Here is a 14,806-nt window from a genome sequence, read left to right as displayed (position 1 = left end):
GGCCGCCGCCTCAGACCGGACGCCGTCGGGTGAACGCCTCGAACGCCCGGCCGCCCTGACCGCCGCTCGACCGCTGCGCCGGGCCGGAGCCCGGAGCACCGTAGTAATTCTCGTCGTGGCGGCCCGGCAGGTCCTTGGCCAGCCGCGCCGCCCGGCCGCCGTCGTCCTCGTGGTGCGAATGGCCGTCGTGGTGACCATGCCCGTGGCCATGTCCGTGCCCGTGGCTGTGCGGCAGTTCGGCGGGCAGCTCCCGGTTCGGGTCGACCAGGTCCGGCAGCACCTGCAACGCGCGCCCCAGGTCGCGTTCGTACTTCAGCACCACATTCGCCGTCTCGGCCAGGACTTCCGGCGACAGCTCCTCGACGCCGAGCACGGCGAGCGTGCGGGCCCAGTCGATGGTTTCGGAGATGCTCGGGCTCTTGCGCAGCCGCAGCCCGCGCAGCTTCCGCACCACCTCGACGAGCGTGCGCGCGGCCGCGTCGGGCAGCCCGGTTTTCTTGGAACGCAGGATCTCCAGTTCGCGTTCAGTGTCCGGGTAGTCCAGGAACAGGTGGAGGCAACGCCGTTTCAGCGCGGCGGAAAGGTCGCGCGTGTTGTTGGACGTGAGCACCACCAGCGGCGGGACCTTCGCGACGTAGGTGCCGACCTCCGGCACCGAAACCTGGTACTCCGCAAGGCATTCGAGCAGCACCGCCTCCAGCGCCTCGTCCGCGCGGTCGACCTCGTCGATCAGCAGCACCGCCGGTTCCTCGCCGCGCACCGCGTCCAGCAGCGGCCGCGCGGCGAGGAAGTGGTCGGAGAAGAACACGCTGTCCTGCGCGTCGATCCGGGCGACCGCACTGGCCAGGTCCGGCGCGTCGGCGATCACGTCGCCGATTTTCTCGCGCAGCATCTGGATGTAGAGCAACTGCTTGCCGTAGTCCCATTCGTAGAGGGCTTTCGTCTCGTCCTGGCCCTCGTAGCACTGCAGCCGCAGCAGCCTGCGGCCGGTGACCGCGGCGAGGGTCTTGGCCAGTTCGGTCTTGCCGACGCCGGCCGGGCCCTCCAGCAGCACCGGTTTGTCCAATGCGGACATCAGGTAGACGGTGGCGGCCAGCCGGCGGTCCGCGATGTAGCCGGCGCCGGCGAACCGGTCGGCCACCTCTTCGATCGAGCCGAACCGGGCGTGGTCGGGGATTGCGGTGGGCACGTCGCCTCCGGTGCGTCGAAGTCGGGAAGAAGCGCGGCGGGGCCGGAGCGAGCCCCGCCGCGCGGGATCAGCCGAGCAGGTCGTCGAGATCGCCGTTGAGGCAGTGGTCGACGACCGGGCGGACCGTGTCGAAGGTGCACTCCTTGGCGTTGCCCGGGGTGCACGCGTCGCCGAGGACGTGGTTGGTGATGCGGTCGACGTCGGCGTCGTCGCCCTTGATCACCTTCGCCCGCTCGTAGTACTTGGTCGGACCCTGGCCCAGCCGGTTCTTCGAGTAGGAGTCCGCGGTGACGTCGGTGAACTTCTCCGGGATGCCGACGTCGCGCAGCAACCGGATGGCCGCGGCGAGCGCGGCGTCGGCGGCCTGCACGTCGGTTTTGCCGTAGGTGTCGACGCCGAGTGCCTCGGCGATGTCAGCGAACCGCTTGTACGCGGCCGGCATGTTGAACGCCCACACCCGCGGCAGCGCGATCGCGTTGTTCAGGCCGTGATGGGTGTCGTAGAACGCGCTCACCGCGTGCGAGATCGAGTGGATGATCCCGAGTCCGCCGGAGTTGAACGCCTGCGCGGCGATGTACTGGGCGTACATCATGCCCTCGCGGCCGGCGAGGTCCTGGCCGTTCCACACCGCGGCCCGCAGGTTCTGGCCGGTCAGCTTGATCGCGTGCAGCGCGTTTCCCAGCGACGGCTCGAAATTCAGCCGGGACACGTACGGTTCGGAGGCGTGCGCCAGCACGTCGAAACCGCACTGTGCGGTGTAGTCGATCGGGCAGTCGTAGTAGAGAACGGGGTCGTCGATCGCCAGCGTCGTCACCGACGCGTCGTCGAACGCCACGTACTTGTGCGGGTTCTCCGGATCGGTGGTGGTGTCGGTGATGACGTAGGCCCACGACGTCTCGGAACCGGTGCCCGCGGTGGTGGAAACCGCGATGTGCGGCGGGTTCTTCGGGTTCTCGGATTTGTTGAAGCCCTCGAACTCGTTGACGTTGCGGCCGTCGTGCGCGACCGAAATGCGCGCGCCCTTGCACGCGTCGTGCGAGGAACCGCCGCCGATCGAGACGAACGAATCGCACTTGTTCTCCTGGTACAGCGTCACGGCGTCCATGACGTTGTAGTCCTTGGGATTCGACTCCACCTGGTCGTACACGACGACCTCGAGACCGTGGTACTTCATCGACTCCACGATCTTGTGCACGATGTCCGTCCCGCGCAGGCCGGACGTCATGACGAGCACCTTCTTGAACCCCATCTTGAGGGCTTCCGGCCCGATCAGCTCGTGCGAGCCGGGACCGAGCAGCGCCCGCGGAAACGGGTGGAACTCCTTGATGGGAAACGGTTTCAACAGCTCATCGACCTGCATGATCGCACTGGTCCTCTCGGCACGTCCGGGCGACGTGCGTGCGGCGGGCGGCTGCTCTGGCAAGAGCACGGACAACCGGAAAGCTAGGCGCGCCACCGCGGTCCGGGAACCCGGCGCGGGCCGATCCCGGCCGACCGGAGACCCCGCTCGGCACGATCGGACGGGGCCCGCCTGCCCGATCGGCCAGGTGCGCGGTCCCGGCCCGCGAGCGAATCCGCGGTACCTGCCCGCCCGGACAGGTACGGCGCGCCCGATCGCACGGCGAGAACCGGGCCCGGGCCGACCTATCGTCGATCGGCGGACCAGCCCGCGCCCGAAACCCGAGGTGATGCCCGATGACGTCGATCGCGAGTACCCGCCCCGCCGCGCGCCGCCGGCTGTCGCGCCGGGAACGGGCGCACGTCGGCGGGATGGCCGCGTTCATCGCCCTGCTGCACGTCGTGGGCTGGGGCGTGCTGCTCCTGCTCGTCGTCCCCGGCCACTATCGGATCGGCGCGGGGGTGTTCGGCGCGGGAACCGGGCTGACCGCCTACCTGCTCGGGCTGCGGCACGCCTTCGACGCCGACCACATCGCCGCGATCGACAACACCACGCGCAAGCTGATCGCCGAGGGCAAACGCCCGCTCTCGGTGGGCTTCTGGTTCTCGCTCGGGCATTCCACCGTGGTGGTCGTGCTGACGCTGCTGCTCGCGTCCGGGATCCGGACGCTGGGCATCGAACTGACCGACGACGGGTCGCCGCTGCGCACGTTCGGCGGCCTGATCGGCACGGTTGTGTCCGGCGGGTTCCTGTGGCTGCTCGGCATCGTCAACCTGGTCGTGCTCGCCGGGATCGTGCGCGTCTTCCGTCGGATGCGCCGGGGAGACTACGACGAGGCGGCACTGGACACGCACCTGGAGAACCGCGGTTTCCTCACCCGGATCCTCCGTCGGACGATGCGCGCGATCTCCGCGCCGTGGCAGATCTATCCGGTCGGCATCCTGTTCGGGCTCGGCTTCGACACGGTCAGCGAAATCGCCCTGCTGGTGCTCGCGGGCACGAGCGTGGGCGCCGGACTCCCTTGGTACGCCGTGATGTGCCTGCCGGTGCTCTTCGCGGCGGGCATGTCGCTGCTCGACACCATCGACGGATCGTTCATGAACTACGCGTACGGCTGGGCGCTGTCACAGCCGCTGCGCAAGGTCTACTACAACCTGACGCTCACCGGCCTGTCCGTCGCGGTCGCGCTGCTCATCGGCACCGTCGAACTGCTGTCGGTGCTGGCGGAAAAGCTCGGGCTGACCGGCGGGCTCTGGGACTGGGTCGCCGGACTCGACGTGAACCGGATGGGATTCGGGATCGTCGGAGTGTTCGTCCTCGGCTGGGCGATCGCGATCGGAGTGTGGAAACTGGGGCGGCTCGAAGAGCGATGGCCGGTGCCGGCCGGTGCGGAAGCCGTTCGCGGAGAGGGATCGGATCGGACTGGCTGAGCCGCTGGGGAAAGATGCGGGAGCCCCTGCTCGGCAAGGGCTCCCGCGTTCCGGATCAGCAGGCGTTGAGCTTCCAGTAGTCGGCGTTGTCGTTGGCGCCGGGGATGTTGGCCAGGTTCGGCACGTCCCCGTACGGCGGGACCTTGATCAGCAGCTTGTCGGGCGCGAGCACGACGTCGTTGTAGACGCAGATGGTGCGGTTGCCGTTGTTGATGATCGACGACAGCTGGTTGCGCTTGTTGCCGCTGGACGCGGGCGGGTTGTTGAAGTCCCCGGACTGCGTGCTGTTGTAGTTGAGATGCCAGCCGGTGGTGCCGCGGTTGTAGTTGGCGTCCTGGTAGAAGCAGTAGTAGCCGGCCGGGCACGGCGCGGTGGCCGCGGAGGCCGGGGCCGCGGCAAGGACGGTGCCGGCGGCGGCGCCGGCCACGGCGGCCGCGAGAGCCACTGCGGAGCGGATCGTGGGCATGCGGGTTTCTCCCCTCGAAGCGGTCGCCACCGGAGCGGGCGACCGGACGAGCACCACGCTGCCGGGAGCCGTCCCCGTCTCGTCCTCGCGCCGTCCTTCCGCAGGTCAGCCCCGATGAAGATCGCGGTTGACCGAGCCACCAGCGGGAGTGATCTCTCAGCCGTGCTCGAGCAGGGGCGGCGCGGCCCTGGTTCGATGCAGGGGAGATGTCGCGCGGGATCTCGACGGTGATCGCCGCGCCGCGTTCGAAATCGGCTGTCGCGAGGCGATTCCGCCGCTGAATCAGCCGTTCAGGGGCGGCGCGCGACCGGGCGGCGGAGCAGGTCGTGTCCGCGCACCGCCAGTTGAAGGCGTTGCTGTGATTCGCTGCTGCTCAGGTCGAGCCCGAGCAGCGCGGAAATCCGATCCAGCCGGTAATACAGCGTCCGGCGCTGGACGAAAAGCATCTCCGCGGCGCGGGCTTTGTTGCCCGCCGCGTCCAGGAAAGCTCGCAGGGTGGGCAGCAGGGGGTTCGTGCTTCGCGCGTCGTTGGCGAGGAGCGCGCCGATTTCGTCTTCGACGTAGCGGGCGAGTTCCGGGCCTTCGGCGAGCGTCACGAGCAGCCGGAGGGCGCCGAGGTCGTCGAAATGGAGGAAATGGCCGGCGGAGGTCGCGGAGGCTGCCGCCGCGGCGCTGCGGCCTTGCCGGACCGCGGCGGGCAACGCTGCCGCCGGTACGGTTCGGCTCACTCCGCCCCAATGTCCGGCTCCGGCGAGGGCTGCTTCGATCGCCGCCGCGGTCGTCCGACGGCCGGGCGCGACGACGGACAGGGCGAAGTCGCCAAGGTCTCCGACGACGGCGCTCGCGTCGAGTCCGTGCAGGACGGAGTCCGCGGAGTGGACCGGGGACTGATCGGGCGAATCGCGGAGCGCGGACACGAAGACGACCAGGGTCTTGCTGCGCAAGTCTCGGCCGAGGGTGCGTGCGAGGCGGACGAAGTCCTCGCCGGAGATTTCCCCGAGCATGAGGCGATTCAGCAGCGCACCCTGCCGCTGCGCTGAGCGTGCTCCGCTTTCCCGTTCGCTGAGCAGGCTGATCGCGACCGCGGCGGAAGCCCTTTCCAGCGCGTGGAGATCGGCTGGCGCGGGTGCCGCGGCCCCGTGGAGCAGATGCAGCCAGCCCCAGGACTCGCCGCGCAGGACGACAGGTCTGCGTGCGCAAGCGGCGACCTCGCGGAAAGAGCCCGCCTTGGCGACCGGCGCGGCGGACCCGTCGGTGATGGCGGGACGGTGCAGTTCGTGCATCGCGCGAGAGTGCGCTGCCCAGTCCTCGGCGGCAGCGTCGGATTCGGCGGTCGCGCCCGCGTAGGCCAGCATCTGGTGGGCCACGTTTTCCAGCACCGCAGGCATTCCCGTCCGGCGGGACAGTTCCTCGACCATCGCGAGGTAGTCCTGATCGGACAGCAGGAGATTGAGAAACGCCTGCCCGGCTTCTTCTTCCGCGAGCAACTGCGCAACCCGGCCCTCGACCAGCATCTCGTGCACCTGTGCCGACGCTTCGGCGAACGGGATTTCGTCCAGGAGCCCGACAAGCGGGAGCCCGGCCGCCTCCGCCTCCTCGATCGCGGCGGCGGGCATCTCGTCGAACATCCGCCCCGCCAGTTCGACCACCAGCACGGACGCCCGCGCGTCGGCGACTCGCCTGACGAACGCCCGTTGCCGTTCCGGCGTGTCGCCCATGCCGAGACCCGCGGTCAGCAGCATCTCGTGGCCGCTGAGGAAGCGGTGGATGTCCGGGATCTCGCCGGTGTGCACCCATCGGACCGGCCGGTCGAGGTGCTGTTCACCGGCGTACACCCGGGCGACGGTGCGCTGGAAGACATCGAGGCGCAAAGCGGTGCGCGCGGTCAGGATTTCGGCCATGGTCCACCTCAGCCACAACAAAGGACGATCGATTCTTCGGCTGAAACGGGGGAGAGGCAAGCGTTTCAGCAACGGCGCAAGGGCTATCCCGCGGGCGGGGCAGTGGTTTCTCGCACGACGAGGTCCACCGGCAGTTCGACCGTCTCCGCCGGGGTGCGTCCGTTCAGCAGGTCGTGCAGCATTTCCGCGACGATCCGGCCCTTCTCCCGCATCGGCTGGCGCATGGTGGTGAGCGACCAGCGCTCGGCGTCCGGGGCGTCGTCGAACCCGATCACCGACAGGTCGTCCGGCACTCGCAACCCGCGTGCGCGGGCGGCCTCCAGCGCCGCGATCGCCATGGTGTCCGAGGTCGCCGCGATCGCCGTGAGCGGCGCGGTGTCGAGGAGTTCGTGCGCGGCGGCGGTCCCGGCCGCGCGGTCGAAGCCCCCGGCTTCCATCACCGAGACCGGCCCGGCGGCGACGTCCAGGTAGCCGGCGACGCGTTCGCGCACGACCCGTTCGGTGGACTCGGCCCGGCGGCCGGGCCCGGCGAGGCCGCGGCGGCCGTCGGGGGAGAGCCGTTCGGCCAGCACGCCGGTCTTCCGGTGGCCGAGGTCGAGCAGGTGCCGCATCTGGTCCTGGGCGGCGAGCCGGTCCTGGACGCACACCCGCGGCACGCCGGGCAGCAGCGGCGCGTCGACGACCACCATCGGCAGCCCGCGGGACTGCAGGGTCCGCAGGGACCGGTGGTCGTCCGGCAGGCAGTGCACGATCATCCCGTCGACGATCCCTTGCAGCGCGGCCTGATCGGGCAGCCCGTCGTCCGCGGCGACGGGCGAGCGCGGCAGCGGGACGAGCGTCAGCGCGTGGTCGTCGAACTTGCGGCTCTGCGCGATGCCTTCGAGCAGGGCTCGCGTCGACGGGTCGGTGAAGGCGTACTCGAGGCTGTCCATCACCATCACGCCGATGGCGCCGACCTTGCCCGCGCGCAGCCCCGCGCCCAGCACATTCGGTCCGGCGTAGCCGAGCCGCGCCGCCGTGTCGAGGATGTGCCGCCGCTGCGTCTCGGACAGTTTCGCCGGGCGGTTGTACGCGTAGGACACCGCCGCCTGGGACACGCCCGCCGCTCGCGCGATCTCGCGCATGGTCACCATCAGGTCATTCTCCCGACCGTTGACGCCGCAGGGGCGCTATGTCAGAGTTGCCGCTCGTAGTTAATCGTATCACCGCAGTTCAGAGGTGTGAAGTGGGGACTACGGACGGTGCCGGCGGCGGTGGTGCGCGCGGCCTGCGCGGCGGACCAGGGTGTGCAACCGGCGCGGCGGACACTGCACAGCTTGTGCCTGTCCCGCGCCGCGGCCCGAAGCCAGAATTCCTTCTCGAATCCACGGCAGCCGACCAGTTCGTCAAGGAGCGTGCAGTGTCCACTTCGGTCAAGATCGTGAAGGAGCGGCTCGCGGCGGAGCCGGTGCGGGCCGGCCGACCGGAGATCGCCGACACGGTCGCGGAGATCATCGAGGACGTCCGGTCCGAGGGCGACGCCGCGGTGCGCCGGTGGTCGGAGAAATTCGACTCGTGGAGCCCGGAGTCCTTCCGGCTCGGGCCCGACGAGGTCGCGCGTGTGGTGTCCGCGGTGCCCGAGACGGTGCTGGACGACCTGCGCTTCGTGCAGCGGCAGGTGCGCGGATTCGCCAAGGCGCAACGGGATTCGCTCGCCGACTTCGAGGTCGAGACGCTGCCCGGAGTCTGCTTGGGACAGCGGAACATCCCGGTCGACGCGGCCGGAGCTTACGTTCCCGGCGGACGCTACCCGCTCACCGCGTCCGCGCACATGACCGTCGTGACCGCGAAGGTCGCCGGCGTCGGGCGGGTCGCCGCGACGACTCCGCCGGACCGCGGCAACCCGCCCGCGGTCAGCATCGCGGCGATGCACCTCGCCGGCGCCGACGAGATCTACGTGCTCGGCGGGGTCCAGGCGATCGCGGCGCTCGCGCTCGGCACCGAATCGATCGCCAAGACCGACCTGCTGGCCGGGCCCGGCAACGCCTACGTCGCCGAGGCGAAGCGGCAGCTGTTCGGCGAAGTCGGCATCGACCTGTTCGCCGGGCCGACCGAAGTCCTGATCGTCGCCGACCACAGCGCCGACCCGTTCGTCGTCGCGACCGATCTGCTTTCGCAGGCGGAGCACGGACCGGATTCCCCGGCAGTGCTGATCACGACCTCGGACCGGGTCGCGACCGAGACCATCGCGTGGGTCGAGGAACTGCTGCCCGGTCTGCCCACCCGCGACGTCGCCGGCGTCGCGTGGCGCCAGCACGGGGAGGTCCTCGTCGTGCCCGACCTCGACGCCGCCTATGCCCTCGCCGACGAATACGCCAGCGAGCACGTCCAGATCCTCACCGAACACCCGCGTGCCGCGCTCTCCGCGATGCGCAATTACGGCGCGCTGTTCCTCGGCGACAAGACGTGCGTCGCCTACGGGGACAAAGTGATCGGCACCAACCACGTCCTGCCGACGCTCAAGGCCGCGCGCTACACCGGCGGCCTGTGGGTCGGCAAGTACCTGAAAACCGTTACCTACCAGGAAGTCCGGGACCCAGCCGCGAGCGCCGAACTCGGCGCGCTGTGCGGCAGGGCGTCCCGGCTGGAGAACTTCGAAGGGCACGCGCGCTCGGGCGACGTCCGGGCCGCGCGTTTCGGTTCGGCCGCCCTGGACTGGACCGACCACGTTTTCGGCCGCGCCTGACCGGCGCCCTTTCCCCTTGCCCGCCCGATCCCGATCCGGAGGTCGACGATGACCCCGACACCCGAAACCCCCACGACCCCGCCGCCCAGCGGGCCGGTCGCGTCCGCGGAGGACGTCGAACTGCTCGCCGCGCTCGGCTACGAACAACGCTTCGACCGCAAAGTCAGCCTCTGGGGCAACTTCGCCCTCGGCTTCGTCTACCTGTCCCCGCTGGTCGGGGTCCTGTCGCTGTTCGCGGTGGGGCTGTCCACCGCGGGCGGCCCTTCCGTGTTCTGGATCGTCCTCATCGGACTCGGGCAGCTGCTCGTCGCGCTCGTGTTCGGCGAGATCGTGTCGCAGTTCCCGCTCGCCGGCGGTCTCTACCAATGGGCGCGCCGGCTCTGGAACGGCAGGTACGCCTGGTTCACCGCGTGGACCTACATCTGCTGCATCACCATCGGCATCACGAGCACCGCGCTGTTCAGCTCCGACTTCGTGGCCAGCCTCTTCGGCGGCACCGCGCAGCACCCCGGCGTGGCCTCGACACCGTTGCAGCGCCTGCTGATCGCGGTCGCCGTGACGGCAGTTTGCCTGGTGTGCAACAGTTTCGGCACCCGGGTGCTCGCCCTGATCTCGAAGATCGGCCTCGCCGCCGAGCTGATCGGCATCGTGCTGGTCGGGCTGTACCTGCTGCTGTTCCAGCGGCGCAACCCGGTCTCGATCTTCTTCCACGGCAGTTCGGCCAGCCACCCGGGCAGCTACTTCGCGGCCTTCGTCGCGGCTTCGCTGGTCGGCCTGTTCCTCTACTACGGCTTCGAGGCCTGCGGAGAGATCGCCGAAGAGGTGCCCAATCCGGCCCGGAGCATCCCGAAGGCCATGCAGCTCACCGTCGTCGTCGGCGGGCTCGCCGCGCTGCTGGCGTTCGCCGGGTACGCGCTGGCCGCGCCCGACCTCGAAGCCGTCCTGACCGGTTCCGACACCAACCCGATCCCCGCGATCCTGCAGAGTTCGGTCGGCACCGTCGGCACGAAGCTGATCCTGCTCGTCGCGCTGACGTCGTTCATCGCGGGCGTGATGAGCCAGCAGGCGGCGGCGAGCCGGATCGTGTTCTCCTTCGCCCGCGACGAGATGTTCCCGGGCGCGCGGATCTTCTCCCGCGTGACGAGCCGCTACCGGGTGCCGCGGAACGCGTTGCTCGCGGTCAATGTCGCCCCGCTGCTGATCTTCGTGTTCGTCTACTTCTCGCCGGACTCGCTGGTGCGGATCGCCGCGTTCCAGGTGCTCGCGGGCTACGCCGCGTTCCAGATGGTCGTGCTCGCCGCGTTGCGCATGCGGCTGAAGGGCTGGCGCCCGGCGGGAGCGTGGTCGCTCGGCCGGTACGGGTTCGCGGTGAATGTCGCCGCGCTCGTCTACGGCGTGCTGGCGATGATTCTGCTCGCCGCGCCGACCGGGGACCCGAACGCGTCCTTCGCGGACCGCTGGATCGCGCTGATCGGCTTCCTCGTCGTGTCGGCTGTGGGCCTGGTGTACCTGCTGACGGCGAAGCCGGACCGGAAGTCGACCGCGCCGGAAGGCGACGCACTGGAAATCGCGCAGCGGCTGCGCGACCGCGCCGCTTCGGCGGCATCCGCGGAAAGGAGCGAAGCATGACCAGGGTCCTGTACCTCTACGGCGGCTGGCCGGGGCACAAGCCTTACGAGATCGCGAACGAGTGGGCGCTGCCGCTGTTCAAGGAACTCGGCTTCGACGTCGACCAGACCAACGACGTCTTCGCCCTCGACGCGGACCTCACCGGCTACGACCTCATCGCCCTCAACTGGAACAACGCGCTGCTGTCCGAAGGGCTTTCGGTCGCGCAGGAGGACGGCCTGCTGCACGCGGTCGAAGCGGGCACCGGGATCGCCGCCTGGCACGGCGCCGCGGCAGCGTTCCGCACCAGCATCCGCTACCACCTGATGCTGGGCGGCAGCTTCCTCGAACACCCGGCGGGGGAGGGCGTGAAGGACCCGTACCGGGTGTCCATTGTGGACCGCGACAGCGAGATCACCCGCGGGGTGGCGGATTTCGACGTCGCGTCCGAGCAGTACTACCTGTCGCTCGACCCGAACAACCACGTGCTCGCCGAGACCGAGTTCACCGGGGCGCACGTCCCGTGGCTCGCCGGGCGGCGGATGCCGCAGGCCTGGACGCGGACCTGGGGCGCGGGCCGGGTGTTCTACAGCGCCGTCGGCCACGACCTGGACGACCTGCGGCACCCCGACGTCACCCGGCTGTGCGCGCAGGGCTTCGCCTGGGCCGCGCGCCGCACCGCCTGAACCGGACCGAAAACACCGAGGAGCAACCATGCCTGTCCTGACCGGAGGCCAGATCGTCGCCCGGACGCTGCGCAACTACGGCGTCGACTACGTGGCCGGGATCCCCGGCCACGGGATCTGGTCGCTGACCGACGCGTTCCTCGACGAGGAAGCGAAGATCCCGTTCGTCCAGACCTTCCACGAGCAGAGCGCGGTGCACCTCGCCGACGGGTACTACCGCGCCACCGGCCGCCCGATCGCCGCGGTGACCTCGATCGGCGCGGGGGCCAGCAACACCGTGATCGGGATGGGCACCGCGTTCACCGACTCGACCAGCGTCCTGGTGATCACCGGCGGCCCGCCGACCCACATGCGCGGGCACGGCCTGCTGCAGGAGCTGGACCGCTACACCGCCAACGACTTCCCGAAGGTCGCCGAGGCGGTGTCGAAGCGGCACTGGGTGGTGACCCGCGCCGAGGAGCTGCCGTTCGTGCTGCACCGGTGCTTCAACTCGATGCTGACCGGGCGGCCCGGCCCGGTGCACCTGGAAGTCCCGATGGATGTGCAGGCCGAAGCCGCCGACGTCCAGTTGCACGACCTGGAACGCCGTCTCCCGGTCGGCCGCCAGCACCCCGATCCGGCCGCGGTCGACCGGGCGGCGGCGGTGCTGCGCGCGGCCCGGCGGCCCGTGATCGTGGTCGGCGGCGGCGCGGTCACCTCCGAAGCGGGGGACGCGGTGCGCGCGCTGGCCGAACACTGGCAGATCCCGGTCGTGACGACGTGGAACGGCAAGAGCGCCTTCCCCGAGGACCACGAGCTGTTCGCGGGCAGCGTCGGGCAGACCGGCACCATCGTCGGCAACGCGATCGCGAGCTCCGCGGACGTGGTCGTCTCGGTCGGCTGCCGGTTCACCGACTGGTCCGCCTCCAGCTACGCGCAGGGCGTCAGCTTCTCGATCCCGCCCGCCAAACTGATCCACATCGACATCGATCCGCACGAGATCGGCAAGAACTACCCGGCCGAAGTGGGGATCGTGGCGGACGCCCAGCGCACCGTCTCGGCGATCGCCGATTCGCTCCCGTCGGCGCGGGCGGAACGCGATGAGTACCTGGCGGAACTGGCCGAGCACAAACGGAAGTGGGAGGAGCAGCTGGCCGGTCGCCGCGACAGCGACCGGTTCCCGTTCACCTCGCAGCGTCCGCTCGGCGCCCTTCGGTCGGTCCTGCCGCGCGACTCGATCATCGTCGCGGGCTCGGGCAACACCCAGGGCGCGGTGAAGCAGACGTTCCCCGTTTTCGAGCCGCGGACGCACCTCACGTCCGGCGGCTTCTCGTCGATGGGCTGGGCGGTCCCGGCCGCGGTGGGCGCGAAGCTCGGCCGGCCGGACCGGACGGTCGCGTGTGTGCTCGGCGACGGCGATTTCCTCATGACCGCCCAGGAAATCGCGCTCAGCATCACGATGGACGCGCCGGTCGTGTTCGTCGTGCAGAACAACGCGGGCTACATGTCCATCCGCGGCGGCCAGCGCAAGCAGACCTCGCGGCACATCGGCACCGAGTTCTCGCGGCCGGACGGATCGCCCTACAGCCCGGATTTCGCCGCGCTCGGCGCCTCCTTCGGCATCGAGTCCTGGCGGGTGCCGGACGCCGGTTCGCTCGAGCCGATCCTGCGCAAGGCCGTCCAGTCCGGCGAGCCCGCGCTGGTCGAGGTCCCGACCGACCGGGACGCCGCCGGGCCGTGGGTGCCGGGCTGGTGGGACTTCCCGGTCCCGGCCTACATCACCGACGAACGGCAGGACGAGTACCACCGCACGCGCGCCACCGAACAGCATCTCTGAACGGGAGAACCCGCATGACCGACTACGACTACATCGTGCTGGGCGCCGGTTCGGCGGGCTGCGCCGTCGCCGGGCGGCTGTCCGAGGACCCCGGCGTCCGCGTCGCGCTCGTCGAAGCAGGCCCGCCCGCGGCCGGGAGGCTGTTCGAGATCCCGGCGCTGTTCTCCCGGCAGATGAAAACGGCTTACGACTGGGATTTCGAGACCGAACCGGAGCCGGGGCTGGGCGGCCGTCGCGCGTATCTGCCGAGGGGCCGGGCGATCGGCGGCACCAGTTCGATGAACACCATGCTGTACGTGCGCGGCCACCGGCACGACTACGACACCTGGGAGCAGCTGGGCAACAAGGGCTGGGGCTACGCCGACGTGTTGCGGTACTTCAAGAAGTCGGAGGACAACCAGCGCGGCGCCGACGAGTTCCACGGGGTCGGCGGCCCGCTGACGGTGAGCGACCCGGTGTTCGTGCACCCGTTGCTGACCGCGTGGGTCGAAGCGGCGCAGAACGCCGGGCACGCGTTCAACCCGGACTTCAACGGCGCGGAGCAGGACGGGGTCGGCTACTACCAGGTGACCCAGCGCGACGGACTGCGCTGCAGCAGCGCGGTCGCGTTCCTTGCCGAACGGCCGAATCTGACGGTCCTCCCGTCGACGCTCGCGCTGCGGCTGCGGTTCGACGGCACGCGGGCGTCCGGAGTGGACGTCGACCACCTCGGCACGGTTCGGACGCTGCGGGCTTCGCGGGAGATCGTGGTGTCGCTCGGCGCCTACAACTCGCCGCATCTGCTGCTGCAGTCCGGCGTCGGCCCCGCGGGCGAACTCCGCGCCGCGGGCGTGGAACCGCTGCACGACCTGCCCGACGTCGGCCGGAACCTGCAGGACCACGCCGGGTGTTTCCTCAGCTTCTCCAGCCGGGCCGAACCGGTGCCCGGCCCGGACACCTCGGCGGAGGAGCGGCGGCTGCGCGAGCACGGCGACGGCCCGATGGCCTGGACCGAGGTCGGCGGCTTCCTGCGGTCCGGCGACGGCCTGCCCGCGCCGGACCTCCAGGTGCACGCGGCGCTCGGGATCGTGCGCGACCAGGGGCTCACCGCGTCGGCCGAACCGGGGATGTCGTTCGGGCCCTACGTCGCCCGGCCCGCGAGCCGCGGCTCGGTCCGGCTGCGGCACAACCACCCGTACGCCAAGCCGCGCATCGTGCACAACTACCTCGACGACGCCGACGACCGGCAGCGTCTGCGCGAGGGGGTCCGGATGTGCATGCGGATCGCCCGGGAGAACCGGCTGACCGGGATGCTGGACGCGGACCTCGCCGGGGCCGCGGCAGCCGGGCTGGCCCCGGCTTCCGATCGCGACCACGACATCGACGAGTTCATCCGCACGCAGTCGTTCTCGTTCTACCACCCGTCCGGCACCTGCGTGCTGGGCAAGGTCGTCGACGAAAAACTGCGCGTGCGCGGACTGGACAATGTCCGCGTTGCTGACACCTCCGTGATGCCGACGCTCGTCACCGGCAACACCAACGCCCCGGCGATCATGATCGGCGAACGCGCCGCGGACTTCCTCCGCGGCGACGCCTGAGAAGGAGAA

General features: G+C 70.3%; 11 protein-coding genes. 6 read left to right on the top strand and 5 right to left on the bottom strand.

Translation table 11 applies throughout. From position 1 onward, the window contains the following. Positions 1–10 precede the first annotated feature (10 nt). Positions 11–1,189, bottom strand: coding sequence for an AAA family ATPase (locus FKO37_RS30220; RefSeq protein ID WP_238606669.1), 1,179 nt, complete (start codon positions 1,187–1,189; stop codon positions 11–13). A 67-nt stretch (positions 1,190–1,256) separates the two neighbouring features. Continuing rightward, positions 1,257–2,549 carry an NDMA-dependent methanol dehydrogenase gene (gene mdo, locus FKO37_RS30215; protein ID WP_134666197.1) on the bottom strand — a complete coding sequence of 431 codons (1,293 nt, stop codon included), beginning with the start codon at positions 2,547–2,549 and terminating at the stop codon, positions 1,257–1,259. A 335-nt stretch (positions 2,550–2,884) separates the two neighbouring features. Between mdo and FKO37_RS30210 the strand changes: the two genes are divergently transcribed. Next, the gene (locus tag FKO37_RS30210) at positions 2,885–4,018 is read left to right on the top strand and encodes a HoxN/HupN/NixA family nickel/cobalt transporter (protein ID WP_037814401.1); all 1,134 of its coding nucleotides are present in this window, start codon (positions 2,885–2,887) and stop codon (positions 4,016–4,018) included. 55 nt (positions 4,019–4,073) lie between these two features. On the opposite strand, the gene FKO37_RS30205 is transcribed toward FKO37_RS30210, so the two are convergent. From FKO37_RS30205 to FKO37_RS30195, 3 genes are all read right to left on the bottom strand, one after another. After that, on the bottom strand, positions 4,074–4,484 hold the full coding sequence (locus FKO37_RS30205; protein ID WP_037814400.1) for a peptidase inhibitor family I36 protein: 411 nt from the start codon (positions 4,482–4,484) through the stop codon (positions 4,074–4,076). Between the two features lie 290 nt (positions 4,485–4,774). Further along, on the bottom strand, positions 4,775–6,385 hold the full coding sequence (locus FKO37_RS30200) for a PucR family transcriptional regulator (protein WP_238606668.1): 1,611 nt from the start codon (positions 6,383–6,385) through the stop codon (positions 4,775–4,777). Positions 6,386–6,468: 83 nt separating this feature from the next. Then, positions 6,469–7,518 carry a LacI family DNA-binding transcriptional regulator gene (locus FKO37_RS30195; protein ID WP_238606667.1) on the bottom strand — a complete coding sequence of 350 codons (1,050 nt, stop codon included), beginning with the start codon at positions 7,516–7,518 and terminating at the stop codon, positions 6,469–6,471. Positions 7,519–7,784: 266 nt separating this feature from the next. On the opposite strand from FKO37_RS30195, the gene hisD reads away from it, so the two are divergent. The 5 genes from hisD to FKO37_RS30170 are packed head-to-tail and all read left to right on the top strand — an operon-like array spanning position 7,785 to position 14,797. Next, positions 7,785–9,110: a histidinol dehydrogenase gene (gene hisD / locus FKO37_RS30190; RefSeq protein WP_134666205.1), complete on the top strand. Its 1,326-nt coding sequence runs from the start codon at positions 7,785–7,787 to the stop codon at positions 9,108–9,110. 48 nt (positions 9,111–9,158) lie between these two features. Beyond that, a complete protein-coding gene (locus tag FKO37_RS30185) occupies positions 9,159–10,739 on the top strand; it encodes an APC family permease (RefSeq protein ID WP_238606666.1) in 1,581 nt (526 codons plus the stop codon). Then, the gene (locus FKO37_RS30180; protein ID WP_238606665.1) at positions 10,736–11,404 is read left to right on the top strand and encodes a ThuA domain-containing protein; all 669 of its coding nucleotides are present in this window, start codon (positions 10,736–10,738) and stop codon (positions 11,402–11,404) included. The genes FKO37_RS30185 and FKO37_RS30180 overlap by 4 nt, the downstream gene beginning before the upstream one ends. 28 nt (positions 11,405–11,432) lie before the next feature. Further along, positions 11,433–13,220 carry a thiamine pyrophosphate-binding protein gene (locus FKO37_RS30175; RefSeq protein ID WP_037814394.1) on the top strand — a complete coding sequence of 596 codons (1,788 nt, stop codon included), beginning with the start codon at positions 11,433–11,435 and terminating at the stop codon, positions 13,218–13,220. A 14-nt stretch (positions 13,221–13,234) separates the two neighbouring features. Next, positions 13,235–14,797, top strand: a complete 1,563-nt coding sequence (locus FKO37_RS30170; RefSeq protein WP_238606664.1) for a GMC family oxidoreductase — start codon at positions 13,235–13,237, stop codon at positions 14,795–14,797. Positions 14,798–14,806 lie beyond the last annotated feature (9 nt).

Origin of the sequence: Amycolatopsis sp. Poz14, from assembly GCF_006704225.1 — a bacterium.
GTDB classification, from domain to species: domain Bacteria; phylum Actinomycetota; class Actinomycetes; order Mycobacteriales; family Pseudonocardiaceae; genus Amycolatopsis; species Amycolatopsis nivea.
This window is presented reverse-complemented; position numbering and strand designations above follow the sequence as displayed.

What these genes read in the sequence shown, in the direction of transcription:
- mdo (WP_134666197.1), bottom strand. Translation starts at nt 2,549, where the DNA reads ATGCAGGTCGATGAGCTGTTGAAACCGTTTCCCATCAAGGAGTTCCAC.
- FKO37_RS30210 (WP_037814401.1), top strand. Translation starts at nt 2,885, where the DNA reads ATGACGTCGATCGCGAGTACCCGCCCCGCCGCGCGCCGCCGGCTGTCG.
- FKO37_RS30205 (WP_037814400.1), bottom strand. Translation starts at nt 4,484, where the DNA reads ATGCCCACGATCCGCTCCGCAGTGGCTCTCGCGGCCGCCGTGGCCGGC.
- FKO37_RS30200 (WP_238606668.1), bottom strand. Translation starts at nt 6,385, where the DNA reads ATGGCCGAAATCCTGACCGCGCGCACCGCTTTGCGCCTCGATGTCTTC.
- FKO37_RS30195 (WP_238606667.1), bottom strand. Translation starts at nt 7,518, where the DNA reads ATGGTGACCATGCGCGAGATCGCGCGAGCGGCGGGCGTGTCCCAGGCG.
- FKO37_RS30185 (WP_238606666.1), top strand. Translation starts at nt 9,159, where the DNA reads ATGACCCCGACACCCGAAACCCCCACGACCCCGCCGCCCAGCGGGCCG.
- FKO37_RS30180 (WP_238606665.1), top strand. Translation starts at nt 10,736, where the DNA reads ATGACCAGGGTCCTGTACCTCTACGGCGGCTGGCCGGGGCACAAGCCT.
- FKO37_RS30175 (WP_037814394.1), top strand. Translation starts at nt 11,433, where the DNA reads ATGCCTGTCCTGACCGGAGGCCAGATCGTCGCCCGGACGCTGCGCAAC.
- FKO37_RS30170 (WP_238606664.1), top strand. Translation starts at nt 13,235, where the DNA reads ATGACCGACTACGACTACATCGTGCTGGGCGCCGGTTCGGCGGGCTGC.